23 protein-coding genes and 1 tRNA gene are annotated in these 24,358 nt (G+C 63.7%); 9 read left to right on the top strand and 15 right to left on the bottom strand.

All coding sequences use genetic code 11. The features are described 5' to 3' along the window. The first annotated feature begins 53 nt into the window (after nt 1-53). The gene (locus AC07M1_RS06140) at nt 54-1,553 is read left to right on the top strand and encodes a hypothetical protein (protein ID WP_495161679.1); all 1,500 of its coding nucleotides are present in this window, start codon (nt 54-56) and stop codon (nt 1,551-1,553) included. A gap of 9 nt (nt 1,554-1,562) precedes the next feature. Here AC07M1_RS06140 and AC07M1_RS06135 read toward each other — a convergent pair whose 3' ends face one another. Beyond that, nucleotides 1,563-2,057 (bottom strand): vgr related protein, encoded by a 495-nt coding sequence (locus AC07M1_RS06135; RefSeq protein ID WP_495161678.1) that lies wholly within the window; start codon nt 2,055-2,057, stop codon nt 1,563-1,565. Between the two features lies 1 nt (nt 2,058). Beyond that, nucleotides 2,059-2,496, bottom strand: a complete 438-nt coding sequence (locus AC07M1_RS06130) for a PH domain-containing protein (RefSeq protein WP_495161677.1) — start codon at nt 2,494-2,496, stop codon at nt 2,059-2,061. A gap of 128 nt (nt 2,497-2,624) precedes the next feature. On the opposite strand from AC07M1_RS06130, the gene AC07M1_RS06125 reads away from it, so the two are divergent. Then, nucleotides 2,625-3,032 (top strand): YciI family protein, encoded by a 408-nt coding sequence (locus AC07M1_RS06125; RefSeq protein ID WP_495161676.1) that lies wholly within the window; start codon nt 2,625-2,627, stop codon nt 3,030-3,032. Between the two features lie 5 nt (nt 3,033-3,037). Here the strand turns inward: AC07M1_RS06125 and AC07M1_RS06120 are convergent, their stop codons facing one another. After that, nucleotides 3,038-3,469, bottom strand: a complete 432-nt coding sequence (locus AC07M1_RS06120; RefSeq protein WP_495161675.1) for a copper chaperone PCu(A)C — start codon at nt 3,467-3,469, stop codon at nt 3,038-3,040. A 172-nt stretch (nt 3,470-3,641) separates the two neighbouring features. Here AC07M1_RS06120 and dnaK point away from each other — a divergent pair, with 172 nt between their 5' ends. After that, nucleotides 3,642-5,552: a molecular chaperone DnaK gene (gene dnaK, locus AC07M1_RS06115; RefSeq protein ID WP_495161674.1), complete on the top strand. Its 1,911-nt coding sequence runs from the start codon at nt 3,642-3,644 to the stop codon at nt 5,550-5,552. Between the two features lie 65 nt (nt 5,553-5,617). Next, a complete protein-coding gene (dnaJ, locus tag AC07M1_RS06110; RefSeq protein ID WP_495161673.1) occupies nt 5,618-6,736 on the top strand; it encodes a molecular chaperone DnaJ in 1,119 nt (372 codons plus the stop codon). 20 nt (nt 6,737-6,756) lie between these two features. Here the strand turns inward: dnaJ and AC07M1_RS06105 are convergent, their stop codons facing one another. The 3 genes from AC07M1_RS06105 to AC07M1_RS06095 form a co-directional block, all read right to left on the bottom strand. Further along, nucleotides 6,757-7,545, bottom strand: a complete 789-nt coding sequence (locus tag AC07M1_RS06105) for a phytanoyl-CoA dioxygenase family protein (RefSeq protein WP_495161672.1) — start codon at nt 7,543-7,545, stop codon at nt 6,757-6,759. A gap of 86 nt (nt 7,546-7,631) precedes the next feature. Continuing rightward, complete coding sequence (locus AC07M1_RS06100) at nt 7,632-7,958, bottom strand: endonuclease domain-containing protein (protein ID WP_495161671.1); 327 nt, start codon at nt 7,956-7,958, stop codon at nt 7,632-7,634. 963 nt (nt 7,959-8,921) lie between these two features. Further along, nucleotides 8,922-9,365, bottom strand: coding sequence for a cupin domain-containing protein (locus AC07M1_RS06095; protein WP_495161670.1), 444 nt, complete (start codon nt 9,363-9,365; stop codon nt 8,922-8,924). Between the two features lie 95 nt (nt 9,366-9,460). Between AC07M1_RS06095 and AC07M1_RS06090 the strand changes: the two genes are divergently transcribed. From AC07M1_RS06090 to AC07M1_RS06080, 3 genes are all read left to right on the top strand, one after another. Further along, nucleotides 9,461-9,781: a glycine zipper 2TM domain-containing protein gene (locus AC07M1_RS06090; protein WP_495161669.1), complete on the top strand. Its 321-nt coding sequence runs from the start codon at nt 9,461-9,463 to the stop codon at nt 9,779-9,781. Between the two features lie 100 nt (nt 9,782-9,881). Continuing rightward, nucleotides 9,882-10,256, top strand: coding sequence for a hypothetical protein (locus AC07M1_RS06085; protein ID WP_495161668.1), 375 nt, complete (start codon nt 9,882-9,884; stop codon nt 10,254-10,256). Nucleotides 10,257-10,298: 42 nt separating this feature from the next. Continuing rightward, nucleotides 10,299-11,483 carry a glycosyltransferase gene (locus AC07M1_RS06080; protein WP_495161667.1) on the top strand — a complete coding sequence of 395 codons (1,185 nt, stop codon included), beginning with the start codon at nt 10,299-10,301 and terminating at the stop codon, nt 11,481-11,483. Here AC07M1_RS06080 and AC07M1_RS06075 read toward each other — a convergent pair. Genes AC07M1_RS06075 through yajC form a run of 4 tightly spaced genes read right to left on the bottom strand, consistent with a single transcriptional unit; the run spans nt 11,468 to nt 14,810 of the window. Further along, entirely contained in the window at nt 11,468-11,830 is a 363-nt protein-coding gene (locus tag AC07M1_RS06075; RefSeq protein WP_495161666.1) for an Mth938-like domain-containing protein, read from the bottom strand. The genes AC07M1_RS06080 and AC07M1_RS06075 overlap by 16 nt on opposite strands. Beyond that, nucleotides 11,830-12,807 carry a protein translocase subunit SecF gene (gene secF, locus AC07M1_RS06070; RefSeq protein WP_495161665.1) on the bottom strand — a complete coding sequence of 326 codons (978 nt, stop codon included), beginning with the start codon at nt 12,805-12,807 and terminating at the stop codon, nt 11,830-11,832. The genes AC07M1_RS06075 and secF overlap by 1 nt, the downstream gene beginning before the upstream one ends. 12 nt (nt 12,808-12,819) lie before the next feature. Beyond that, nucleotides 12,820-14,463 (bottom strand): protein translocase subunit SecD, encoded by a 1,644-nt coding sequence (gene secD / locus AC07M1_RS06065; RefSeq protein ID WP_495161664.1) that lies wholly within the window; start codon nt 14,461-14,463, stop codon nt 12,820-12,822. Between the two features lie 2 nt (nt 14,464-14,465). After that, nucleotides 14,466-14,810, bottom strand: coding sequence for a preprotein translocase subunit YajC (gene yajC, locus AC07M1_RS06060; protein ID WP_495161663.1), 345 nt, complete (start codon nt 14,808-14,810; stop codon nt 14,466-14,468). Between the two features lie 195 nt (nt 14,811-15,005). Between yajC and AC07M1_RS06055 the strand changes: the two genes are divergently transcribed. Continuing rightward, nucleotides 15,006-15,082: transfer RNA gene (locus AC07M1_RS06055), tRNA-Pro, on the top strand. 217 nt (nt 15,083-15,299) lie between these two features. Next, nucleotides 15,300-15,716 carry a DUF2147 domain-containing protein gene (locus tag AC07M1_RS06050; RefSeq protein ID WP_495161662.1) on the top strand — a complete coding sequence of 139 codons (417 nt, stop codon included), beginning with the start codon at nt 15,300-15,302 and terminating at the stop codon, nt 15,714-15,716. Between the two features lie 25 nt (nt 15,717-15,741). Here the strand turns inward: AC07M1_RS06050 and AC07M1_RS06045 are convergent, their stop codons facing one another. The 5 genes from AC07M1_RS06045 to AC07M1_RS06025 all read right to left on the bottom strand — a co-directional run bounded on the left by AC07M1_RS06045 (nt 15,742) and on the right by AC07M1_RS06025 (nt 24,135). Continuing rightward, nucleotides 15,742-18,153, bottom strand: a complete 2,412-nt coding sequence (locus AC07M1_RS06045; RefSeq protein WP_495161661.1) for a porin family protein — start codon at nt 18,151-18,153, stop codon at nt 15,742-15,744. A gap of 344 nt (nt 18,154-18,497) precedes the next feature. After that, nucleotides 18,498-18,989, bottom strand: coding sequence for a PraA/PraB family alkane oxidation protein activator (locus AC07M1_RS06040; protein ID WP_495161660.1), 492 nt, complete (start codon nt 18,987-18,989; stop codon nt 18,498-18,500). 176 nt (nt 18,990-19,165) lie between these two features. After that, the gene (locus AC07M1_RS06035; RefSeq protein WP_495161659.1) at nt 19,166-22,444 is read right to left on the bottom strand and encodes a TonB-dependent receptor; all 3,279 of its coding nucleotides are present in this window, start codon (nt 22,442-22,444) and stop codon (nt 19,166-19,168) included. Between the two features lie 120 nt (nt 22,445-22,564). Further along, nucleotides 22,565-23,629, bottom strand: a complete 1,065-nt coding sequence (locus tag AC07M1_RS06030; protein WP_495161658.1) for a FecR family protein — start codon at nt 23,627-23,629, stop codon at nt 22,565-22,567. Next, the gene (locus AC07M1_RS06025; RefSeq protein WP_495161657.1) at nt 23,626-24,135 is read right to left on the bottom strand and encodes an RNA polymerase sigma factor; all 510 of its coding nucleotides are present in this window, start codon (nt 24,133-24,135) and stop codon (nt 23,626-23,628) included. Before AC07M1_RS06025 ends, AC07M1_RS06030 begins: the two co-directional genes overlap by 4 nt. Nucleotides 24,136-24,358 lie beyond the last annotated feature (223 nt).

Raw genomic sequence — 24,358 nt, 5'->3', positions numbered from 1 at the left:
GACCGTTCATCGATTGAAGCGCACAGTTCATCGTATCGATTTGGAGGGGTGTGATGGGCCGCATCGGACGACTGACCGGAATAGGGATGTGCAGCGCGCTGGCGCTAGCCGTGCCGGCATGGGCCCAACCCCTGACCGTGCAGCTCCGCGAACAATCGCGCGACAGCCTGTCGGACGATGCCGACTATCAGTGGATCGACGACGCCGATGCCCTGCTCGACGCGATCGGCGACGCGCCGCCTGATTTCAGCTTCGCCTATGACGGCAATGATATCTGGGGCTGGCGCACGGGCACCGGGCACGAAATCTACGCCGAACCCTTGGGCGGAACGATCCGCTATTATTATTTCGCGCCGGGCAGCCGCGAGCCGTTCCTGGTCCAGGATGAGGACTTCGCCTTTGGCTACCAGCCCGGCGGACGGCTGATCGTCGCCTATGACCGCGACGGGCGGTTGCTGTCGCGCAGCGAGGGGTATCGTGAGGCCGATCTGGCCGACCGCCTTTATCGCCGGGGCCGCGCGATCCATGCCTACGCACAGAATGATCGCGGCTGGGATTCGGTCGATGCCGGCTATTGGGCGGAACAGCTGCCGATCATCGTCGACCTGCGCCTGCGCTGGTCGTCGGGGCGCGACCGGCATCCGGGTTGGCGGCGCTGGCACGGTGGCTCGGGTGCATCCAAATGGCGGGGGCCGCTTGCCGGGGAACGTCAGCGCCGCTGGTGGGCGGGCGACCGCTTCCGCCGCTGGCAGCAGGACGGCTTCCGCGGACCGCCGCCGCGCTTCAACCATGGCGGGCAGACACCCGCCCCGGGCGTTCGCCCACCCCGCCCCGGCTGGCGGCCAGGCATGACCCGCCCGCAAAACCCCGACGGCACACCGGGCGCGCGTCCACCCTATCCGGGCGGGCGGCCCGGCTGGATCCGGCCAAGGCCACCGGTCGACGGCACCCCGCCCGTCAATCCGGTGCCCGGGGTCGAGCGCCCCCATCGGCCCGACCGGCCGGGCTGGACGCGCCCACGCCCATCGGGTCCCGGTGAATCGCCGATCATCGAAGCGCCGGCTATCGACACGCCGATCGATCGGGTACCGGACGTCGATCGCCCGCAGCGCCCCGGCCGTCCCGGCTGGGGCTGGCAACGGCCGCCGGGCGAGGCGCCGGGAAGCCAGCCACCGCGCTTCCCGCGTCCGCCGCGTGGCGAGCCGTCGCCGGAGGGCGTAAGGCCCCCACCGGACCGGCCAATTCGCTCACCCGACGATCGTCCGCGCTGGCGCCCGGATGGCGCTCCGCGCCCGAGCGTGACGCAGCCCGATGTCACCTCACCGGAGCCACCGCGCACGCGGCCCGACCGGCCGAACTTCACGCGCCCTCCCGGCTTTGCGCCTACCGAGCGGCCGCACTATAGCCCGCCGCCGCGTCCTGAACCCGTGGAGCGCCCGCAGTTCACGCCGCGCCCGGCGGCGCCGCCAACCTATGTGGCACCACCTCCACCTCCGCCACCGCCACCGCCCGCGGATCGGGTGATGGATAGGGTCTTGGAACAGCCGCAATAGGCTGCGCGATCAGGCGATCCGGTCGGGTATTCCGGTGAAGGGAAGAATGCCGCGATACTGTTCAAGCGGCGGCGCGCCGGGAACGAGTGCACCGCGGCGGAGCAGGAAGATATGGCGGACGATCTCCGCCTGCTGCTCAAGCCCGTAGCGCTCGAGCCGCCAGCCGGGCTTCAGGCTGTAGCCGTAGCGGCAAAAGGGATGGCGGCGCAGGGGCAGGAAGATGCCCTTCTGGTGCTGCCAGACATGCGTCATCTCGTGGATGAACAGCCCCTGCAGGCTCAGCGGGGCGTGCGCGAAATCGTCGCGATAATGGTCGCCGCCGGGGTGGAAATGGATGCAGCCGGTCGGCGCCATGGTGACGGTACGCGGCTGGAAGAAGATCCATTTGCGATTGGCGATCCCGGCACGATCATAGTCGATCGCATCGCCAAAGACGCTGCTGGCGAGCGCGACCTCCCCCGCAGTGAGCGGGCGCCGTTCCCCGCGTCGTGAAATCCGTGCCACCTCAGATATCTTCGTGCACCATATCGATCTCGCGCACGCCGCGCTCGCGCCGGGCGGCATTGACCAGCTCGCGCAGTTTCTCGCGTCGCGCGCGCGCCTGATCGACGTCGCGGATCACCAGCGGTCCTGCCTTGGTGGTCTCGTCGGACGAGGTGATCGTGATGGTGCCGATATCGGCCCATTGGTTGATCAGGCTGAAGTCGATGCGGACATCCTTGATGCGGTAGAGTTCGATCTCGTCGATCGATTTCACGAAGATGCCCTTGTGCAGGATCAGCCGGTCGCCGGTCACCTCATAGGTGGTGGCGAGATTGGCGATCCATTTGACGAGGATGATGATCAGCCCGACGCCGACCAGGCACAGCAGCAGCGTGCCCCATCCCGCCAGCGTCCCGCGCAGCCAGCCCCAGGTCGAAGAACGAAAGCGGTCGATCGTCATGCGGGTTCCTTGTCACTGCGCTACACGATCATAACGCAAACACGACGCACCGACAGCCCATGTGCGCGTCAGTCGCTACGGCTTCGCACCCGTGGTAACGTCGCCGCAACGAACGATCGGAGGATGGCATGCGGATCATGCATGGGGTGTTGGCCGCGATCCTGCTGGGCACCGCGATCGGCGCCACCACGGCGACCACTACGCAACAGCAGCCGCCCGCGCAGACCGCGCGCCCGCTGTTCGCGATCGTCTATCGCGCCGGTCCCGCCTGGAAGCCCGGCGTGCCGATGAAGGATCAGGGGCTGCGCGAGCATTTCTACTATGTGAAGGCGCTGCATGAACGCGGCGACATCGTCTATGCTGGCGCGATGGGGCCGGACGGCGGGCTGATGATTTTCCACGCCGCCGATCAGTCCGCCGCCGATACGGTCATGGCGAACGATCCGGCGGTGAAGGCGGGCATCTTCCTCGCCGATGTGCGGCGATATACACCGCGTTTCGTGGGAGCGGGCGCGGCGGGCGCGGCCAATCCCTGAGCGGATCAGTGCTGCGCGTTGCCGACCTTCGCCGTCGCGGCCTTGACCTCGATCGTCTTGCCGTCGGCAAAGGACAGGCGCAGGGGAACCATCTCGCCCGAACGAACCGAGGGAGAGACGTCGAACAGCATCACGTGCTTTCCGCCAGACTTGAATTGGACGGTACCGCGCGCGGGAATTGCGACGTCCTTGAGCGGTGCCATCGTCATCATTCCGCCTTCGTGCTTCATCTCATGCATTTCGGCGCGGATCGCGACCGGACTCGAGACGGCGACCAGGCTGGTCGCCTGTGAGCCGCCCCTTATTGTGAAATAGGCCGCGCCGGGACGCCCGCTCACCACGGGTAGCTGAACCGAAGCGTCTTCGACGGACAGGTCCGCCTGCTGGCAACCCGTCAGTACCGCGCCCACCAATATGATCGCGAAAATCGCCCGCATCACACCCTCTTCTCCCGATTCGGGAACCTTGGCAGCGTTCCTATGGCCCGCCCCGCCTTGCGACAAGGCGCGGCTCACCTATATCGCGGCTTGTAACAATCGGATTGCCGCCACAGGGATTCGATAAAGCGTTGAAACTTTTAGATTAGGACACGGGGGCCAGTAAGGACTCATGGCAAAGGTTATCGGAATCGATCTCGGCACCACCAACAGCTGCGTTGCGGTGATGGAAGCGGGCAAGCCCAAGGTGATCGAGAATGCGGAAGGCGCGCGTACCACGCCTTCGATCGTCGCGTTCGCCAAGGATGGCGAGCGTCTGGTCGGCCAGCCGGCAAAGCGTCAGGCGGTGACCAATGGCGACAACACGATCTTCGCAGTCAAGCGCCTGATCGGCCGCCGCTTCGACGATCCGATCACCAAGAAGGACACCGAACTGGTGCCCTACACCATCTCCAAGGGTCCGAACGGCGACGCATGGGTCAAGGCCGGCGGCGAGGATTACTCGCCCAGCCAGATCAGCGCCTTCATCCTTCAGAAGATGAAGGAAACCGCCGAATCGTATCTCGGCGAGACCGTGACCCAGGCGGTCATCACCGTCCCTGCCTACTTTAACGACGCGCAACGCCAGGCGACCAAGGACGCCGGCAAGATCGCGGGCCTCGAAGTGCTGCGCATCATCAACGAGCCGACTGCCGCGGCGCTCGCCTATGGGCTTGAGAAGACCGACGGCAAGACGATCGCGGTCTATGACCTTGGCGGCGGCACCTTCGACATCTCGATCCTCGAGATCGGCGATGGCGTGTTCGAGGTGAAGGCCACCAATGGCGATACCTTCCTGGGCGGCGAGGACTTCGATTCGAAGATCGTCCAGTTCCTGGCGGACGGCTTCAAGAAGGATGAGGGCATCGACCTCACCAAGGACAAGCTAGCACTGCAGCGTCTGAAGGAAGCCGCCGAGAAGGCCAAGATCGAGCTGTCGTCGGCCGCGACGACCGAGGTCAACCTGCCCTTCATCACCGCCGACGCCAACGGGCCGAAGCATCTGGTCAAGACGATCACCCGCGCTGACCTGGAAAAGCTGGTCGACGACCTGATCCAGCGCACGCTCGAGCCGTGCAAGAAGGCGATGGCCGATGCCGGCGTCAAGGCCGCCGCGATCGACGAGGTCGTGCTGGTCGGCGGCATGACGCGCATGCCCAAGGTGCGCGAAGTCGTGAAGTCGTTCTTCGGCAAGGAGCCGCACACTGGCGTCAACCCGGACGAGGTCGTCGCGATCGGCGCCGCGATCCAGGCCGGCGTGCTGCAGGGCGACGTCAAGGACGTCCTACTGCTCGACGTGACCCCGCTGAGCCTCGGCATCGAGACGCTGGGCGGCGTGTTCACCCGCATGATCGACCGCAACACCACCATCCCGACCAAGAAGTCGCAGACCTACTCGACCGCTGACGACAATCAGCAGGCGGTGACGATCCGCGTCTTCCAGGGCGAGCGCGAGATGGCGGCGGACAACAAGATGCTGGGCCAGTTCGACCTAGTCGGCATCCCACCCGCGCCGCGCGGTGTGCCGCAGATCGAGGTGACGTTCGACATCGACGCCAACGGCATCGTGAACGTCAGCGCCAAGGACAAGGGCACCGGCAAGGAGCAGCAGATCCGCATCCAGGCCTCGGGCGGTCTTAGCGACGCAGACATCGACCAGATGGTCCGCGACGCCGAAACCTTTGCCGAAGAGGACAAGAAGCGCCGTGCGGGCGCAGAGGCGAAGAACAACGCCGAAAGCCTCGTCCACACCACCGAGCGGCAGCTCGCGGAGAATGGCGACAAGGTCGATGACGCGCTGAAGGGCGAGATCCAGGCCGCGATCGACGAGGCCAAGGCCGCGATCGAAGGCGGTGACGCCGACGCGATGAACGAAAAGAGTCAGGCCCTCGCGCAGGTCGCGATGAAGCTGGGTCAGGCGATCTATGAGAAGCAGCAGCAGTCCGAAGCTTCGCCTTCGGCGGATGCTGGTGCGGCGGAGAAGGCCGACGGCGACGATGTCGTCGACGCCGAATTCTCCGAGGTGGACGACAACAAGGCGTAAGCTATGCTCACCCCCGCCATTTTCGAATTTCGGGAATGGCGGGGGTACGGGCGGGGGCCGAGTAAATGACCACCCAGATTGACTATTATGAGTTGCTCGAAATCGAGCGCACCGCGGACGACGCCACGATCAAGGCCGCTTTCCGCAAACTCGCGATCAAACTCCACCCCGACAAGAATGGCGGATGCAAGGATCACGAGGCGAAGTTCAAGGCCGTCAACGAAGCCTATGACTGCTTGAAGGACCCGCAGAAACGCGCCGCGTACGACCGGTTCGGCCATGCTGGCCCTGCTGGTATGGGTGGCCGCGGTCAGGGACCGGGCTTCGATGCCTTTTCCGACATCTTCGAAAGCGTGTTCGGCGAGTTCATGGGCGGCGGCCGTGGCGGCCAGCAGGCCCAGCGCCGCGGCGCGGACCTGCGCTACGACATGGAAATCAGCCTGGAAGACGCCTTCCACGGCAAGCAGACCGACATCACCATCGATGTGTCGGGCATCTGCGATCCGTGCGGCGGCACCGGCGCTTCGCCCGGCACGATGGCCAAGACCTGCGGCACCTGTCGCGGGCATGGCAAGGTGCGTGCGCAGCAGGGCTTCTTCATGGTCGAGCGGACCTGTCCCTCGTGCCATGGCGCGGGCAAGACGATCACCGATCCGTGCCGCAATTGCCGTGGCGAAGGCCGCGTCGACCATACGGTGACGCTCGCGGTCAATGTACCGCCGGGCGTGGACGAAGGCACGCGCATCCGCCTGTCTGGCCAGGGCGAAGCGGGCGCGCGCGGCGCCCCTCCGGGCGACCTCTATATCTTCCTCCACATCGCGCGGCATTCGATCTTCGAGCGTGAGGGCACTACCCTTTACGCCCGCGCGCCGATCAGCTTCACGACGGCGGCATTGGGTGGAGAGATCGAGATCCCCGGGCCCGATGGTGAAGTGCACCAGATACGTATCAATCCCGGCACACAGTCGGGGCGCGAGGTGCGCCAGCGCGGCGCGGGGATGCCGGTGCTGCAGGGCCGCGGCCGCGGCGATCTGGTCGTCAAGCTCGAGGTCGAGATCCCGACCAAGCTGACCACCGAGCAGCGCGAGTTGCTGGAGCAGTTCCGCACGCTGGAAACCGGCGAGGAATGCCCGGCATCGACCGGCTTCTTCGACAAGCTCAAAAAGGCGGTGGGCGGCTGCTGAGGCCGCCCACCCCCTTCTCCTTACCCTAGAGCCGCACGGATCGCCGTTTCGACCGGCGAGGCATGCGTGCGCCACGGATCGAGCGGCACCGCCGGAAGCAAGGGCGGCTGGGCGAGGATACGCGGGCGCATGCCGCAATGCCGCTGCCCGGCATGAACCAGGAACGGATGGCACAGATAGACCGTGCCCGCCGCGCCAGTCGCCGGCACCTCGCGCCGGTGCGCCGATCCCGCGAAGTCGTCGGCGGCGAGCGCCCGCAATGTCAGCCCCGCCTCTCCCGCCGGAGCGAGCTGGCGGGCGATGTCGACATGCGATCCCGCGCGGATGCGGGTCGGCGCGTCGTCCTCCCCGACATCGCTGAACAGGAACAGCATCAGCAGAGCGCGGCCCCGGCTCGCCACATTGGCGCGCCAGTCGAGAAAGTCGGGCGTCTCGGTGCCGAAGCTCACATCGATGTGCCAGCCATCGTCGCCCGGCGGCTGTGGCGCGGGAAAGCGCAGCACGAAGGTGCCGAGCGCGCGTGGCACAACCCAGCGACCGGCGCCGACGAGCTGATCAAAGGCAGCATGGAGCGTCGGCGTGTTGGCGGCATCGCGGAACGGCGGCTGGCCATATTGGCCGAGTCGGATCACCGGCAGGTGCCAGCCGGCCGGATCGCCGGGGTCGACCCCGGCATCCCGCCACAGCATGGCCGCCGCTTCTTCGGCGAGCGCACGTGGAAAGGCATTGTCGATACGGACGAAGCCGTCGGTGATGAATGCGTCGATCTGGGCCGGGGTCAGGCCCGGCGCATCGGTGTTGGAACTCATGACAAGATATCCTCAGGCTGAAGCGCGCGTCGGACCCGAGGTCCGGCGACGTCGTACAGGTGAAGGACCGGCCGTGGCCGGCCCGCTCAGCCGAGGAGCGGGAAACCGTGAATGTTGCGTGCGAACATCGTCATGCGTGCGAAGATAGGTCCGGGTCCGGCGATGACAAGGCTCTGAACGTCCCGCGCAGGCCGGTCGCCGCGTTCATGCGCTTCGCCATCGACTTCGATCGCAAGCCTCGCAGGCGCGCAGTAGAAGTCGAGGACATAATTGCCGGAAGCATATTGCTTACGGAAGCGCATCCCTTCGGCATTGCTGCGAAGCGCCAACCATAGAGCGATTTCAGGCGGCGTCATTTCGCGGCGGAGGTGTTTGGCGTTACGGCCACCGTCTTCGGAGCCCTCGAGGCGCATCGCCGTCCTCCCCCTCCGTCGCGTTCGGCGACACCTCCCCCTGGCGGGGAGGATCGGGAAATATCATCCCCAAACGGAAAAGGGGGCCAGCGTTTCCGCCAGCCCCCCGTGTCGCCGGACTTTCGGCCTCGCGCCGGCCACAGGGGGCTGCGCGCGCCTTCATGTCGGCGGCATGCTCGGCCCGCGCCGGCAAGGGAAGCGGGCTTTGCGTCCTGGTCAACGCTCGGCGAATGCCTCCCGTTGGCCATCTCCGAACGGCAAGCCGCCCAGAGGATACCCGCCAGCGGCAAGCCGCGTGGTGGGTTGCCCGTCCGGCGGCAAACCGCCCTGGGGCCGGTCACCGGGGCGGGGGCGATCCCGAAGGATCAGCTTCCCACCTCGATGTCCTTTGCTCCGCCTCTGCCATGCAGCATCGGCTTCGCGATTTCGGTCATCCAGAGTTGACGGCCCCGAAGGATCATCGTGTCTCGATGGCCTCGCCCGGTTCATCCCACCCGAAAGTGTTCAGCTCCGCACGTTCGGCTATCCGGCCTGACTTGTGCCGAAGCACGCCCCTGCCCTGACAACCCGCTCCACTCTTGCCCAAGGGCATCGGCTTCGCGTTTTGGTCACCTGGCTTGTCCATGCTCCGGGGGAGCATTTCCCGCCCTGGCGGCCCGCCCTTCCCATGCCGAAGCATGTGAGAGACGTTTTGGACGCCTGATCCGTTTCGTTTCCATCCCACCCGCTCTCGCGAGCGGGACAGGCCGTTTCCCGGGGTGGTGTCCCCGCACCGATCCATGCCTTTCCCGAAGGAAGATGCGCGTCTCGATCCGTTGTAAACTTCTGATTTCGCTTTGATTTCTCGCCGCGTCATCGTCTGCTTACAAGAATGATGCTGTCATCGTTTCCGAGTCGCGCAAACCCGCAATCGACGCGATACGACCTGTTGATAACGTGGATAACGGGGAGCGATCCGGGGTTTCAGAAGCTTGGTGGCGACCAATCGGGCGGTGCCATCTCGAATCCGGCGAAGTCGAAGCCGGGGACCACCACGCAGCTGACCAGCGCCCATCCGCCCTGCGCTTCAGCCGATTGCCAGCGAGTCGCGGGGACCAATGCCTGGGGCGTGTAGCCACGGGTCACGTCCCCGCCAAGCCTGATTCTGGCCGGATTAGCGTCGCTGGCGTCCGCGATCAGCAGGTCGAGCGGGGCACCCGCGTGCCACAGCCACATCTCATCCGCATCCACCCGGTGCCAGTGCGAGCGACACCCCGCTTCGAGCAAATAGAGGATCGCGGTACCCGGCGACCGCGCATCCCCCTCCCCAGCCGCGCGCCAAGTCTCACGATACCAGCCCCCTTCCGGGTGTGGGACGAGTTGAAGGGTTTCAACGATGGATTGGGCGGCGGTTTCGGCTTCCTGCATCGCGGCTAAATGACACGAAATGTTACGTTCATGAAACCGGCCCGATAATCGAGGCGTTGGGGGGACAGGGTTTCAGGTAGAGATGGAGTTTTACAATGCGTAACATGATGATGGCGCTTGGCGCCGCTTCGCTGGCCATTCCGGCCACATTCACGCTCCCGACGACCAAGGCCGAGGCCAGTGCGCCGCAGCGCGATCGTTCGTACCGCGAGTGGCGCGGTCGCGACGGCCGCCGCTATTGCCGAAAGCCCAATGGTACCACCGGCCTTGTCGTCGGCGGCGTCGCCGGCGCGCTGGTTGGCCGTACGATCGACTCGCGTGGCGACCGCACCGTCGGCACGCTGCTGGGCGCCGCCGCGGGCGCGGTGGCTGGTCGCGAGATCGAACGCGCCGGCAGCAAGAAGCGCTGCCGCTAAGCTGCGTTCGCATGAGAAAGACGGGGCGCCGAGGGAAACTTCGGCGCCCCGTTTCGTTTGAGGAACGAGTCGGGGGGCATCCCGATAGGGGAGATGCCCGATGAAGAGATGGATGATCGCAGTGAGCGCCGCGGCAATGGCCGCGACCGGCGCCTGCACCGACTATGGCTATGACCGGCCCGGTTATGCCGGCGACTACGACAACTGGGACGCCCCCCGCTATTATCGCGACGGGCGTTATGAAGAGCGCGATCTGGGCCGCGACGAGCGCGTCTATCGCGGGCGCGATGGCCGCTATTATTGCCGGCGCAGCGACGGATCGGCCGGACTGATCGTCGGCGGGCTTGCCGGCGGCGTGCTGGGCAGCATCCTCGCCCCCGGTGGATCGAAGACGCTGGGCGTGATCCTGGGCGCGGCGGGCGGCGCGGCGATCGGCAGCACCGCCGACCCGGCCGGCAAGGTCCGCTGCCGCTGATCTAATGCGGTTTTAACGCAAGTCGGTGTATCACGCGGAGCAATGCTTCGCGTGCTCACCCTCTCCTCGCTGTTCCCCGACGCCTCGCGCCCCAATTTCGGGGTGTTTGTCGAGCGGCAGACGCTCGGCCTCGCCGCGCATCCCGATGTCGAACTCAAGCTCGTCGCTCCGCTGGGTCTGCCGCCCTGGCCGTTCAGCCGCCGTGGCCGCTACGCCCCGCTCGCCGCCCTGCCCAGGCATGAGAATTGGAAGGGCGTCGACACATGGCGCCCGCGCTTCCTCAATATTCCCGGCACCGGCGGACGGTTTCATGTCGCGATGCTGACGCGCGCGCTGACGCCGTTGCTCACCCGCATCCGAAACGATTTTCCGTTCGACGTGATCGATGCGAGCTTCTTCTTCCCCGACGGTCCCGCCGCCGTGGCACTCGGACGACGCTTCGGCGTGCCGGTATCGATCAAGGCGCGCGGGGCGGACATCCATCATTGGGGCCGAGCCCCCGCCACCGCAGCGCAAGTCATTGGCGCCGGTCAGGCAGCCGACGGCATCCTTGCCGTCTCGCGGGCAATGAAGGGCGATATCGCCGCATTGGGCATTCCGGCGGAACGTATTCGTGTCCATCACACCGGCGTCGACCTCACCCGCTTCGCCCCACGCGATCAGAGTGCGGAGAAGGCAGCACTGGGCATCGACGGACCGCTGATCGCCTCGGTCGGCGCGCTGATCCCGCGCAAGGGGCATGATATCGTGATCGACGCCGTCGCCACACTTCCCGGCGTCCAGCTGCGCATCGCAGGCGAAGGGCCGGAACGCCCGCGCCTGGCCGCGCAAATCGCGCGACTGGGGCTTGGCGACCGTGTGAAGCTGCTGGGCAACGTCGCGCATGGCGAGCTTCCACCATTGCTCGCCGCCGCCGATGTGATGGCGCTTGCCTCATCGTCGGAAGGTCTCGCCAATGCCTGGGTCGAGGCGCTGGCGAGCGGCACGCCGATCGTCATTCCCGATGCGGGTGGCGCGGCGGAGGTGGTGAAGGCCCCCGAAGCAGGGCGGATCGCCGCACGAAATGCGCCCGCGTTCGCAGCAGCCATCCGTGATCTGGTCGCCGCCCCGCCCTCACGCGATGCGGTACGGACGGCTGCGGCCGGATTTACCTGGGAGGCGAATACCGCCGCGCTCTACGACCATCTGTCGGGACTGGTGGCGGCGCGGACTCAGTCCAGCGGATAGAGCGCCGCCGCGATCCAGCGCAGCTCGGTGCGCAAAATACCCCAGGCCCGCGCCGCAGCGCGGCTGTCCATCACCTCGATGCCAAAGGGCAATGCGGCCTCAAGCGCCGGCGGCGGACGGCGCAACCGGCTTCCGGTGCCGAGCAGCAGGAATTCCGGCTGTGGGTCCATCGCCAGCAGCGGCGCGAAGGCGTCGGCGGTCAGCGCTTCCAGCGGCGGCGGCGTCCAGCCCTCGGCCCGGTTCGGGTTGAGCAGCAGTCCGAGATAGACATTGTCGTCGACTCGGAAACCGCCGCCCGAAAACCCCGACACCACCGGACCCTCGATCCGGGTCCGGTCGATCTTCATCAGGGCATGTCCTTGAAGCTGATTCGCTCGGCCCCCTCGACGCCCTTGGACGCCGCGCTTTCCTTGGGCAGGAAGCTGTCCGGCCGCAGCTTGAGCCACAGCAGGATCGCCGCCGACACATAGACCGACGAGAAGGTGCCGATCACGATGCCCAGCAGCATCGCCGCGGTGAAGCCGAAGATGACGTCCGGACCCATCACCAGCAGGATCGTCAGAACGATACCGATCGACAGCGAGGTGACCACCGTGCGCGACAGCGTCTCGTTGATGGAGAGGTTGAGCAGTTCCTCCATCTCCATCTTGCGATACTTGCGCATATTCTCACGGATACGGTCGTAGACGACGATCGTGTCGTTCAACGAATAGCCGATGATCGTCAGCACCGCCGCGACGATGTTGAGGTCGAACTCGAGCTGGGTCAGCGCAAAGAAGCCCAGCGTCAGCGCGACGTCGTGGAACAACGCGAACAGCGCGCCGACGCCGAACTGCCATTCGAAGCGAACCCAGATGTAGAGCGCGATCGCCAGCATCGCGAGGCTGAGGCTGATCGCGCCGTTGCGGAACAGCTCCTCCGACACCTTGCCCGACACGCTCTGCGCGCCGGCAACCTGTGCGCCCGGATAATCCTTGATCAGCGCGGCGCGAATGGCGCTGGCGGCGCGGTTCGCGGCATCCTCGCCGCCTTCAGGCAACGGGGTGCGGATCGAATATTCGGTCGTGTCGGCGACCTGCTGGACCGTCGCTTCGCCGACGCCCAGCGCCTGGATGCGCTCACCCAGCGTCGGGATATCGACATGCTGGGTGAAGGTGACGCGGGTCTGCTGCCCACCGACAAAGTCGATGCCAAGGTTGAACCCCTTGACGAAGCAGAGCGCGATCGAACCGATGATCAGCAGCAACGACAGCGCCATCGCCACGTTCCGATATTTCAGGAACGCGATGTTGGTGTTGTCGGGAACGAGCTTGAGGGGACGCATGACCGGCCGCCTTTAAATGTTGATCGTCTTCGGGCGGTTGCGCTTCAGCCAGTCCGCGACGAGCAGACGGGTGAAGGTAACGCCGGTGAAGACCGAAGTGACGATGCCGATGGCGAGCACGACCGCGAAGCCGCGGATCGGGCCGGAGCCGAACATGAACATGATCGCCGCCGAGATGACGTTGGTGATGTTCGCGTCGAAGATCGCTCGGCTGGCTTCCTTATATCCGAACTCGACCGCGGAGACCGCGGCGCGGTTGCGGATTCGCTGCTCCTCGCGGATGCGCTCGTTGATCAGCACGTTGGCGTCGACCGCAGCACCGATCGTCAACACGAAGCCGGCGATACCGGGCAAGGTCAGCGTGGCGCCGAAGAACGCCATGATGCCGAACACCATCACCGCATTCACCAGCAGGGCGAGCGAGGTGTAGACCCCGAAGCGCAGATAGGTGAACAGCATGAACAGGATCAGCGCCACGGTGCCGATCACGCCGGCGAGAATGCCCTTCTCGATCGATTCCTGACCGAGTTCGGCCGAAACCGTCCGCTCCTCGACCACCTTGAGCGCAACGGGCAACTTGCCCGAACGCAGCGCGATGGCGAGTTCGTTGGCGCTCTCGACGGTGAAACCGCCGGAAATCTGTCCACGACCACCCAGGATCGGCTCGTTGATGTTGGGGGCAGAGATCACGTTGCCGTCGACGATGATCGCGAACGGCTTGCCGGTGTTCTCCCGCGTGGTCTGACCGAATCGGAATCCGCCCTGGCTGTCGAACGTGAAGCCGACCACGACCTGCTGATTCTGGTCGAACTCCTGCTTGGCGTCGATCAGCTGATCGCCGCTGACGATGGTCTGACGCTTAAGCGCGATCATCGGCTGCTGCCCCTGGCGTGTCGGATAAGCGACATAGGGCAAGCCCTGAGGGGCGTTGGGATAGGGCAGAAGCTCGGCACCGATCGGCGCACGGCCCGCGGCGATCTCCGCCGGGTTCGCGGCAATATCGACCAGCTTGAATTCAAGCCGCGCGGTCTTGCCGAGCAACTGCTTGAGCGCCTCGGGATCCTTGAGCCCTGGCACTTCGACCAGGATGCGGCTGCGGCCTTCGAGCACGATAGTCGGCTCGAGCGTACCCAGCGCGTTGATGCGGCGGTCCACGACTTCGCGCGCGTCAGCCATGGCCTGCTTGACCGCCTGGTCGAGGCCCGCCTGAGTCTGGGTGACAATGAAGCGCGTCCCATCGCGCACCTCGATCGTCCATTCGCGCTGACCGGTCATGCCGGCGCCGCTGCCCGTCAGCTGAAGCAGGCGTTCGCGCGCCGCGTCCACCTGCGCGACGTCGCGCACCATGAAGCTGATCGCCCCGTCGCGCATCGAGATATCGCCGATATCGATGCGCGGATCCTGACGGCGGAATTCGGTCTCGATCTCGTCGCGCTTGGCCGAAAGCCGAGTCTTGGCGAGATCAGCGGTGTCCGCCTCAAGCAGGATCGAGCTGCCGCCCGCAAGGTCAAGGCCGAGGTTGATCGACGGCTGCGGCACCCAGGAGGGCCAGCGTTCGCGAACATTCTCGGGCACGAAGCTCGGGATGGCGAGCAGGAAGCAGACGGCAATCGACAGCCAGACCGCCCACACCTTCCACTTCGGGAAATCCAACATGCTCAGTCGTTCGCCGGCTTGCCGCTGCCGAGCGGCTGAACTTCAACGATGGTCGCCTTGACCACCTTGACCTTAACGCCGGTCGCAATCTCGACATTGGCATAGACATCGTCAACCGACACGACCTTGCCGACCAGGCCGCCCGCGGTGACCACGGTATCGCCCTTCTTCATCTCGCCGATCGACGCCTGGAGCGTCTTCATCCGCTTTTGCTGCGGGCGAATCATCAGGAAGTAGAAAGCGACGAAGATCAGAATCAGCGGCGCGATCGACAGAAACGATCCGGCGGCGCTGCCCTGGCCTGCCGCGCTTCCCGCGGCCTGTGCATATGCTGGTGAGATGATCATGGTTCCCCGGGGCCTATCTGCTGGCCGAAATGGTGGGGGCTGAAGGCCCCGTGTTCAAGCGGCGCGCGCTACCATGCGCATTGCGCAGGCGCAACCATTGCCGGGAGCGTGGCCCTTGAGCAACAGCACATCGCACAGGCAGGCATTGGCCCCTTGCATCCCCCGTCCGGTGCGCCTAGAGGGCCGTGCCTCGGTCGGGGCGTAGCGCAGCCTGGTAGCGCATCACACTGGGGGTGTGGGGGTCGCAGGTTCGAATCCTGTCGCCCCGACCAATTATCTCTATTCGAGGCACTCAACCGGTGCCCTCCTATCAAGACGATACGGCGGAATGATCGGCTGCTTCACCCTTAGGGCGGCAAGCCGCGTCGCCTCGATGCGATCGCATGTTGCGCATCACGTGGCCGCCAGTTACTTACATTTGTGTAAGTTCGCTTCGGCTGGAGGTCAGATGCCCAGATTCGCACCCGTAACCGCCCTGGGGTTTGCGGCATGATCCGCGTATTGGCGATCGTTGCCAGCCTGACGTCGCTGGCGTTACCCGCCGCGGCACGGGATCTCACCGGGGTCTGGGCAACAGGCACGGAGGGTGGCCGGGTCCAGATCTATCGCTGCGGTGGTGCGCTGTGCGGCAAAGTCGTCGATGCGGCCCGGCTGCGCACCAATCCCGACCTCACCGACCAGCGCAATTCGGACGCGGCACTGCGCGGGCGCAAACTCAAGGGACTGGTTGTATTGCAGGGCTTCACCGGTGGCCCGGCCGAGTGGCAGGGTGGCCCGGTCTATGACCCGGAAACAGGCAGCGGCGCGCGCAAAGGCTATCTCAAGCTGCTTCCCGACGGAAAACTTGAACTCAAGGGCTGCGTCGCGTTCTTCTGCCGGACCAAGATCTGGACGCGGGTGCAGTGACCGGCGTCGAAACGGGTGACAAGGACTAGAAGCGCTTGCGGACCGTCATTCGCACGACACGGCCGAGCGGATCGACTTCATCGCGACTGAAGCCCGGCGGAGTCCGGCCATCCTCCAGGGTTACCCGGCGATATCCATTGAAAAGATTCTGAACGTCGAGCGAGATTTTCAGATTGCTCAGCACGCCGCCCTTCTTGGCGGAGCGGGACAGGCGCTCGGGCTCGACGAACATCGACAGATTGAACACCGCGGATGGTTTGGTGTTGAGGATTCGGGCACCATTGGTGACGCGCGAGGCGCTGCTCCAATTTGCGCCCAGGGTCCCTCCCCACCCCCGCCTTCCGGTTGTTGCCTGCATCGACAAGCCATGCCGGGACTGTCCGCTCTGGGCCAGTTGATCGATCGCAGGAACACCGGGATGAGTCAGCAATTCGCTCTGAAGCCGCCATCGGTGCCTTAGCGCGAAACTGAACATCGTGCTGTTCGCGGTCGGCTTGATCGGAAATCGCAACGCGATGCCGGAAGACAATTCCGACTCGCTCGAATGGGCAATGTTGATCGCCCGCGCATCGACGGAGATCAGCCGACCGCCGGCGTCGCGCGTCACGCGCTCGGGAAAGGCCGCTTCGATCACCGGCGTCAGTTCGGGGAAACCCATGACCCCGCCCTCGGCAACATCCTTGCGATACGCGACATTCAACGAAACGGTCTGGTTGCCCAGCGGTCGAACCGTCGCCTCCAACGCCAGATTTCGCAGTGTGCCGCGCCTTAGCGCCGGATTGCCGCCGATGATCCAGACCGCATCGGCCACCTCGCCCCGCGAGTAATCGAAGATCCGGTTGACGGTCGTAACGATCGGGTCGTCGAGTTGGTTGAAGGACGGCGCGATCTCGGCGCGACTGATCGATCCCCTGATCTGCAAATTTCGAATGGGTGACCAGTTAAGGTCACCGCCATACCGTTTTTGCAGCCGGCTTTTCGTCATCGCCTGCGCGCTCATATTGAGATCAAGACCGAGGCTTCCGAGCGAAAGAAGCTCACCTTCGCCCTCGCTCGAAATCGGCACGCTCAACCCAAACGCCCCTTCCAGGCGTTCAAGCGTCGAATCCGTTCGCATTGTCGGACCGCCGAGATTGTCGCTCTGCCAATTCTCGGACCGATTGCGGCCCGCATTCACCGAAAGATTGGCCGCCACCGGCCCGGCCGGCAGCGTGACAATGTTCCTTTTGACGTTGAGCCGCGTGGCCACACCCTCCCCTTGTGAACGGTTGCGGCGAGCGGCCAGCAATCGTTCGTCCCAAGGACCATAGGGATTGAACCCCGGATCCTCGCCGCCGACCAGTTGTTGAACGCGGCGGGCATCGATCCCGCTTTCAAGCAGGCTGCGCGACCAGCTTCGCGTGTAGCTGATCGAAAGGTTGGTCTGCCAGCCTCCGATCGCCCCCCCGAGCGACAGTGACAAACCCAATGATTCGCTGTCATTGTCGCTACGGAGCGCGCGCGCGCCGTCGAAGGGCCGGGTCAACAACACGTCGTTGGAAAATGGCGACCATGGACTGTCGATGGGAAGCAGGATCGACGCCATTGGCAAACCGCGGGTCGCGCGGCTGGTATTGCGGTTGGCATCGATGCTTAGCGAAGCCGAGAAAGCCCCCAAAGGGCGAGTCACGGCAAGGCCCGCAGCCATACTGTGCCGTGATGGCATCAGCGTTTCGTACGCATTCGGGTCAAGTGCGTCGCCCTCACTCGAAGTGGCGGCAAAGTCAGCCAGTATCGGTGCCCGCGACATCGCATTGGCGGGGATGGCCGCCCTTGTAACGGCCCTTCCCGCGATCAGGCTGAGCACGGGATCGATCTCGCCACCGTCAGGCGCCGAGATATAGCCGGCCCCGTCAAACGCGCCCGGGCGTCGGGGAACGCGCCTGTCACTCCTGCGTAGGGCGCTGTCATAACCAACACGCGCATTCGCACTCCAACGCGTAGGCCCGTTGATCGTCGAGCGGCTGACGGACAGACTACCGCCATATTGCCCGCCGCCCGTCGCCGCGCTGGCGCCAGCATCGGCGCTCAGACTTGAGAAATGTTTCTTGAGAACCAGATTGACGACCCGCCGCCCCGAGCGTTCGCCGTAGCGTGCGGCAGCCTCCGGCTTGAGTATGGCGAGCCGATCCAGCGCCTCCGCCGGAAAGGCGAGAATCGAACGGTCAAAGCCCGCCGGTTTGCCGTTGATGAGAAGAACGGGTTCCTCCCCGCCATCACCAACGAACGGCTGAAGGCGCGACAGCAACTCCTGGATGCTGTTGGCGCCGTGGCTGGCGATCTCTTCTTCGCTGAACTCAGTCTCCGGCCCCACCCTGGCGTCGCCATAGCGCTGGCCAACGATGAGAATCTCGTCAGGTGCAAGATCGCCCGGCGGGGCAGGTTCTTCCGAACCCACCACCGCACGGACGCCCCCTTTATCATTCGTCTGCGCTGCGGCGCTGGAGCAGCAGAGCCCCGGAGGAAGCAAGGCACCCCCCAGAAGACCTAGCCAAGCTGCCCGCATCACCAAATGAAGCCGGTTTGATTTAGTGGAACCCTTGCTGGTTCACGCCGGCCTTCATGGGCAATACACATTGCAACTCTTCCGCCTCTACGCGCGCATTGAGTAACAACCATAAGAAGCGTTCAATAGAAGCATAGGGAATACGAACGAGCGCACGATGATCGTGCGCTCGTTGTATTACCCCATCCGGCAGCGACGTTGCCTGTGCCGAACCGTCGATACCGGATGAAGCGTCATTACCGGCTGAGAATGCCGTTGATTTTGCAGTCACCGGTGCCCAGGTCGACCTCAGGAAGGGTCGACGTCGTCGTGAAGCCGGTGTTCACGCTCAGCGTTTCCGGCGGACCAGCGGCAAAGGTCGCCCGCAGATAGCCGCTGCAATCGCCAGCGGTCACGGTCGTGTCGACATAGATGCCACCGAGATCCCAGAGATTGGTACCGGCGTTGGTCACGCTCCAGGGCGTGTTCTGAAACACCACGGTGTTGCACAGGTTGAAGAGCCCGCCCGTCATGACCGGATTGGTGGCGGTAACGTTTCCAGCCGAATCGCGGACGATATCAATGCTCATATAGCAAGAAAGCTGAAAACCAGTTCCCTTCTGAACATCAACATTCGACGAACTGTAAGTGTACGTCGCCGCAGGTCCAGAAGTCCAGCTTTGCGCAGAAACCGACGGCGCAGAGATAAGAGCGATAGAAGCAATAGCAACGCTAAGAAGCTTTTTCATTTCTCTCTCCTACATACATAATAATGCTTATGATGCACGACCTCTTCCGATTTCAACAAGAAACCGACTCGGGCCGTTTTACTATTGTACACGCTACAAACTTACCTTCAACCTGAATCCATCATGAATCATTGAGTAGTAATTCAATATTCTCCAATATTTATTGAACAAATATTTCAAAATTTCTTCGACATGCTGAAACCAATGATACGCGGATCAAGCGTGAATACATTCGTACTCAGCCCCGTATCATCAGCGTTGGTGAAGAAGTCGGTGATCGGCGCGTCATCGAACACATTCTTCACATAGAGCTGGAAAGTAAGGCCCGAAGTCGGCCGCGCGAGCGTCACCGCCAGGTTGAGATTATCCCAGGCCTTCAGCCGATCATATTCGGTGTTATAGATGCGCGCGAAGCTCTTCGACTGGCGGTAATAGTCGCCACGAAACGTGAGCTCCCAATTTCCACCATCGATGAAGAAGGTATATTGGCTGCCGACATTGAAGGTCAGCCGCGGCGAGTTCGGTAGTTCATTGCCCGACAGGTCAGCCGCGAAACCACGCCCGCCATTGGGAGCGCCGCTGCCACCCTGATTGATGTTCAAGCCGACGGTGGCGGGATTGTAGGGCGCGAACGGATTATAGGTAAATCCGTACAGCGCATGAAACGGAACTCCGCCCGGAAAGGCCGGATTGAATCCGCCGATGCGGTTCGATCCGGGGCAGAATGCCGAAAGCGCCAGATCACGGAAAGCCGGGTTCCCGCGCATCACCCGTTCGACGAGCACTTTCGGCGCGACGCAATTCGATGGCGCCTGAAGCCAGGGACGGAGCACCATCCAGTCGGAATTGCCCTGGGTGCGGTCCATCACGTCAATCGACTCCGAACCGTCCTTGAGCCGCGTCTTCAGATAACCGAGGTTCGCGTCGAGCCGAAAGGCGCGCGAAGGCCGCCAAGCCGCTTCGAACTCAAGGCCCCAGATCGTCGCATCGAAATTCTCGTTGAACGCGATCCGGTCCACGATCTGCGAGATCTGATAGTCCTTGTAGTCATAGTAGAATGCGGTGCCGTTCAGCGTGATCCGCCCGCCATCGAAGCTGTTCTTGATCCCGAACTCGAACGCATTGAGGAATTCGGGCCGAAACGTCTGGGCCAGCGGCTGATACTGCACGATCGCCGGATTGATATCGACACGCGGAGGGTTAGCCCCGCCCCCCTTGTAGCCGCGGGATGCCGACGCATAGATCAGCGTATCGTCGGTGAACGACAAATTGGGCTTCCAGTCGAGAACCAGGCGCCCCGTGAACTCGCTCCACTCCTGGTTGATGTCCGGAAGCGCGGGATAGCCGCTGTTGACGCGACCGCCCGTATTGTTGCCGGGAGCAGCCGTCAGCTTTCCGCCACCAAGCAGCAACTGGCTGGGAATCTGTGTCGAGACTTTCTCGTCCCGCGTATAACGCAGGCCCGCGGTCAGTTTCAGATTGCTCGTCAGGTTCCAGTACAACTCACCAAAAGCCGCATATGATTTGATGCGAATACCGTTCTGGCTGAGAAAGTAATTGTGTCCCTGGTTGTTCAGACCGCCGATCGGATTCGGGTCGAGATAGATGCACTCCTTCGATTCGTCACCGAGTGCGCAATTACCCTTGACCTTAACTCCTGATACGTTGCCTGTGTTATAGAACCACTCGGACAACAGTGAGAACATGTTGTTGAAGACGTAATAGTCATCCTGAGATTTGAAATCGAGATAATTGGCACCGATGTTGAAATTCACCGGACCGTCAAAGCTCGACTGAAGCCGCAGTTCCTGCGACCATTGCCGGTTCGCTGAGCGGCTGAGATCCGCTGAAATCAGCCGATCGGAACACCCTAGTTGCGGGTCGCAATAGATACCGCCGGGAGTCGGTCCCGGAAAGGCCACCGGATCGATCGGCCGGTTCTGCGAGTTCAGCAACGGGACCGTGGTGCTGTTGAAGATTGGACCGCTGACAAAACGGTTATAGTCTTGGCTCGAATAGTAACGGTCGCGCGAATATGCGGTCTGCGACACCAGCTTCAGGCCGTCCGATGGTTCGAACTCCAGATTGAGCTGGACCACATCGTTCTTGGCCCGGAATACCGGATCGTAGCTCGTCGCGATTTCGCGCAGATCACGCGATTGCACCACGCCCGCGAACGGGTTGCCCGGCTTCATGATGTTCACCGGTCGCCGAGTAACGGGATCGGAACCGTAGGTGATCCCGTTCGCGGCAATGATATAGGAAAGCGCGGCCCCGTTGGGTGCGCCGAACGCCGCGTCATTGTAGAGCGAACCCGGCAGGCACCCTTGGCTCATCCGGCCGCGTGTGAGTGGATCGGTGATCGTAACGCCCCCGACCACGGCCGGCCCCGGGTCAGGCGTGCATAGGCTCTTCCCGGTGCGCGAGCGATTGTCGTCCTCCTCGAAATGCTGCCAGATCAAATTGGCGCGAAACTGGTCGCTCGGCTCCCACGCCAGAGTGGCGCGTGTCGACCACAGGTCCCGCCCGTTGACGCGCTGTTGCGTGTAGCTGTTGTAGTCGAAGCCCTCGCGGCTGGTGAATGCACCCGCAAGGCGGAGACCCAGCGTATCACCGATCGGGACATTGAGCATGCCGCTCGCCCGCATCGTATCGAAACTGCCAACCTCAAGCTTGGCTTCCAGCGCGAAATCCCGTCCCGGAAGCGCGGGGATCATGTTGACCACGCCCGCGGTCGCGTTGCGGCCATAGAGCGTACCCTGCGGTCCGCGCAGCACCTCGACGCGCTGGAGGTCGAAGAATTCCGATTCGAACAGCCGGTTCCTGACAAGCGGCGTATTGTTGAAGCTCACCGCCACCGCCGGATCGCTCGACGCCGACACAGCCTTGGTCCCGATCCCGCGGATCGAGAAGTTATACATGCTGAAATTGCCCTTCGAGAAGGTGACGTTCGGCACTGCGCGCAGCAGTTCCGATCCCCCCTCGATCTTGCGGTCGTCCAGAGCGCTCCCCGATAGCGCGGTGATCGCGATCGGAACGTCGGTGATCCGCTCCGCGCGCTTCTGCGCCGTTACGATGATCTCCGCATTGTCGTCCTCGGCGACAGCTTCCTGCGGCGCAGCTGGAAGCGTGGCAGCGGGCGGAGAGGATGGCGCCGTGCTGACTGTCGGCTGAGCCGCAGTGCCGGCCGGAACGATGACATAGATGCCGCCATCGCGGCGGAAACGCATCCCCGTCCCGCGCAGCAACGTCTGCAGCGCCGCTTCAGGTGCGGCGCGCTGGCGGTAGCGCGCACTGCGCTTGCCCCGCATCGCACTGCCGTCAAAGATCACCTGCACGCCCGATGTCCGGGCAAAGGCGCGCAGCGCACCACCCAGTTCCTGCGCCGGAATATCGAAATCATATACTTGCTGAGCGTAGGCCGGCGACGCAGTCGCACTGGCAATCAACGCCACACTCGCCAGTCCACAAAGCAGGTACGGCCTATGCGACATCCTCATCCCCCCAATGTTTGAGGGGTCGATCGTGCCGCCCCTCTATTCCTAGAGACGCGGGTATGCCGGATTCGCGCCCATCTATTTTGCTGCGAGAGGTTCTTTGCCGCTCACAAGCGTAACGCCCTGAGCGTCATATTTGGCCGAAAGCGGGAACAACGCCGTCATTCCGCGCACGAAGCTCTGCGTATCGCCTGCGTCGAAGACGCCGTTCACCAGCAGACGCCCCGCCGCGACGTCGCCCACGACAATCGGCGTATCGGTATAACGATTGATCCGCTCAACTGCCCGCGCCAGCGGCTCATCGACAAAGTCGAGCCGCCCGTCTTCCCAAGACAGCGATCGATCCATCTTCGCGGGAACGACTCTGACGGCGCCCGTGGCGAGGCTTGAGATCAACTCCTGCCCTGGAACAAGCTGTTCAGTGGCGGGATGCTCGGAGTGCTTGGGCACCTTGGCGGTGACCACTCTGCTGGCCGCCGACTGAGCGACTACTGCGACTTGCCCCTCATAGAGGAGCACACGCATCTGACCACGCAACAACTCGACACTAAACGCGGTGCCGGTCGCCACGACCGCCTGATTTCCTGCCGTCACGGTAAAAGGACGCAACACCTCTTTTGCCACATCGAACTTCGCACGGCCGCGCTCAAGCGTCAGTGCGCGCCGGTCATCCGAATAGGCAACGGCGACCCGGCTCGACGCGTCGAGCGAGATACGTGATCCGTCCTCAAGGCGGACGACGCGCCGCTCGCCAACTCCGGTTTCATAGATATCCGCGCCACTGGAGAAGAACCAGAAGCTTCCACAGACCATCAGGATCAACGCCGCAGCGGCGGCAAGGCCGCGATACCATCGGCCACGCCCATAGGATGAAACCTCGTCGCGATCCCGGGCGCTTTCCATCGTCGTCAGCGCCTTCGCGCGCAGCGAGAGGAAACCAGGCATTTCGGCGATCGTGTCGGTTCCCTTCCAGACCGCCACCATTTCATCGAAGACGTGCTGGTGACGCGGGTCGGCGCGGATCCAGGCATCAAACTGCGCCTGCTCATGCTCGGTGAGCGCGCGGTCGGCGATGCGCCAGCACCACTCCGCGGCCTGCTCCTCATGGTCCATGGGCATGTCGTCTTGGATCACTGCGGTCATGCCCGGCCTCCCATTCGGCGGGCCAGAAAGACCAAGGCGCGGGAAATATGCTTTTCAACGGTACGTACATTGTATCCGAAATTGTCCGCGATGGTCTGTTTCTGGATGTTTTCGACGCGGTACAGGATGAAGATCTGCTGGGTCGGTTCGGGTAGCGCCTGAATCGCCGCCCACAGAATTCCGATGGTTTCGCGCGACGCCGCGATGCGATGCGGGTCAAGTATGTCGATACCGATACCGTCTTCCTGCTCGAAGGAAGCACGATAGGCCGCACGCACGCGATCCCGGCGAGATCCGTCGCGCAACAGGTTGGTCGCGACACGGAAAATGAACGCCTCCGTCGATTCAACTGCGTCGATGTTGGATTGTGCGAGCCGGACAAACACTTCCTGAGTCAGATCCTCTGCTTCCGCCGGGCTGGAGACCCGCCGTGAGAAAAAGGCGACCAGCGCCGGCCGGAATTGCCGGACTAGTCGTTCCAGATCAGACACCGCTTCGGCTGCCACCCCGTCGTCCTCTCCCACCGCTCCTGCACTAATGACGCACGTATAGCCGGTTCGCGCCCAGGAATCTTCATACGCCTCACAATGAATTGACGCTGCGGAATCCTACCGTTGCGGCGAATCGGCGATGCGGACGCGGGCAAAGCCGCGACCTTAAGGCGTAAAGCCTCGTCGCTGGGCGTCACTTGAATGATCGCGGCCGCATGGACGGGTTGAATGCTGTCAA

The organism is Sphingomonas sp. GW821-FHT10C01, from assembly GCF_059415525.1.
The sequence above is the reverse complement of the archived record's forward strand: the minus strand, read 5'-3'. Positions and strand labels throughout refer to the sequence as shown.

Coding starts and splice junctions, on each gene's coding strand:
- AC07M1_RS06085 (WP_495161668.1), top strand. CDS start 9,882: ATGAAGAGATGGATGATCGCAGTGAGCGCCGCGGCAATGGCCGCGACC.
- AC07M1_RS06095 (WP_495161670.1), bottom strand. CDS start 9,365: ATGCAGGAAGCCGAAACCGCCGCCCAATCCATCGTTGAAACCCTTCAA.
- AC07M1_RS06040 (WP_495161660.1), bottom strand. CDS start 18,989: ATGAAAAAGCTTCTTAGCGTTGCTATTGCTTCTATCGCTCTTATCTCT.
- AC07M1_RS06050 (WP_495161662.1), top strand. CDS start 15,300: ATGATCCGCGTATTGGCGATCGTTGCCAGCCTGACGTCGCTGGCGTTA.
- dnaK (WP_495161674.1), top strand. CDS start 3,642: ATGGCAAAGGTTATCGGAATCGATCTCGGCACCACCAACAGCTGCGTT.
- AC07M1_RS06130 (WP_495161677.1), bottom strand. CDS start 2,496: ATGACGATCGACCGCTTTCGTTCTTCGACCTGGGGCTGGCTGCGCGGG.
- AC07M1_RS06100 (WP_495161671.1), bottom strand. CDS start 7,958: ATGCGCCTCGAGGGCTCCGAAGACGGTGGCCGTAACGCCAAACACCTC.
- AC07M1_RS06080 (WP_495161667.1), top strand. CDS start 10,299: ATGCTTCGCGTGCTCACCCTCTCCTCGCTGTTCCCCGACGCCTCGCGC.
- AC07M1_RS06105 (WP_495161672.1), bottom strand. CDS start 7,545: ATGAGTTCCAACACCGATGCGCCGGGCCTGACCCCGGCCCAGATCGAC.
- AC07M1_RS06120 (WP_495161675.1), bottom strand. CDS start 3,469: ATGCGGGCGATTTTCGCGATCATATTGGTGGGCGCGGTACTGACGGGT.
- secD (WP_495161664.1), bottom strand. CDS start 14,463: ATGTTGGATTTCCCGAAGTGGAAGGTGTGGGCGGTCTGGCTGTCGATT.
- AC07M1_RS06140 (WP_495161679.1), top strand. CDS start 54: ATGGGCCGCATCGGACGACTGACCGGAATAGGGATGTGCAGCGCGCTG.
- yajC (WP_495161663.1), bottom strand. CDS start 14,810: ATGATCATCTCACCAGCATATGCACAGGCCGCGGGAAGCGCGGCAGGC.
- AC07M1_RS06125 (WP_495161676.1), top strand. CDS start 2,625: ATGCGGATCATGCATGGGGTGTTGGCCGCGATCCTGCTGGGCACCGCG.
- dnaJ (WP_495161673.1), top strand. CDS start 5,618: ATGACCACCCAGATTGACTATTATGAGTTGCTCGAAATCGAGCGCACC.
- secF (WP_495161665.1), bottom strand. CDS start 12,807: ATGCGTCCCCTCAAGCTCGTTCCCGACAACACCAACATCGCGTTCCTG.
- AC07M1_RS06030 (WP_495161658.1), bottom strand. CDS start 23,629: ATGACCGCAGTGATCCAAGACGACATGCCCATGGACCATGAGGAGCAG.
- AC07M1_RS06075 (WP_495161666.1), bottom strand. CDS start 11,830: ATGAAGATCGACCGGACCCGGATCGAGGGTCCGGTGGTGTCGGGGTTT.
- AC07M1_RS06090 (WP_495161669.1), top strand. CDS start 9,461: ATGCGTAACATGATGATGGCGCTTGGCGCCGCTTCGCTGGCCATTCCG.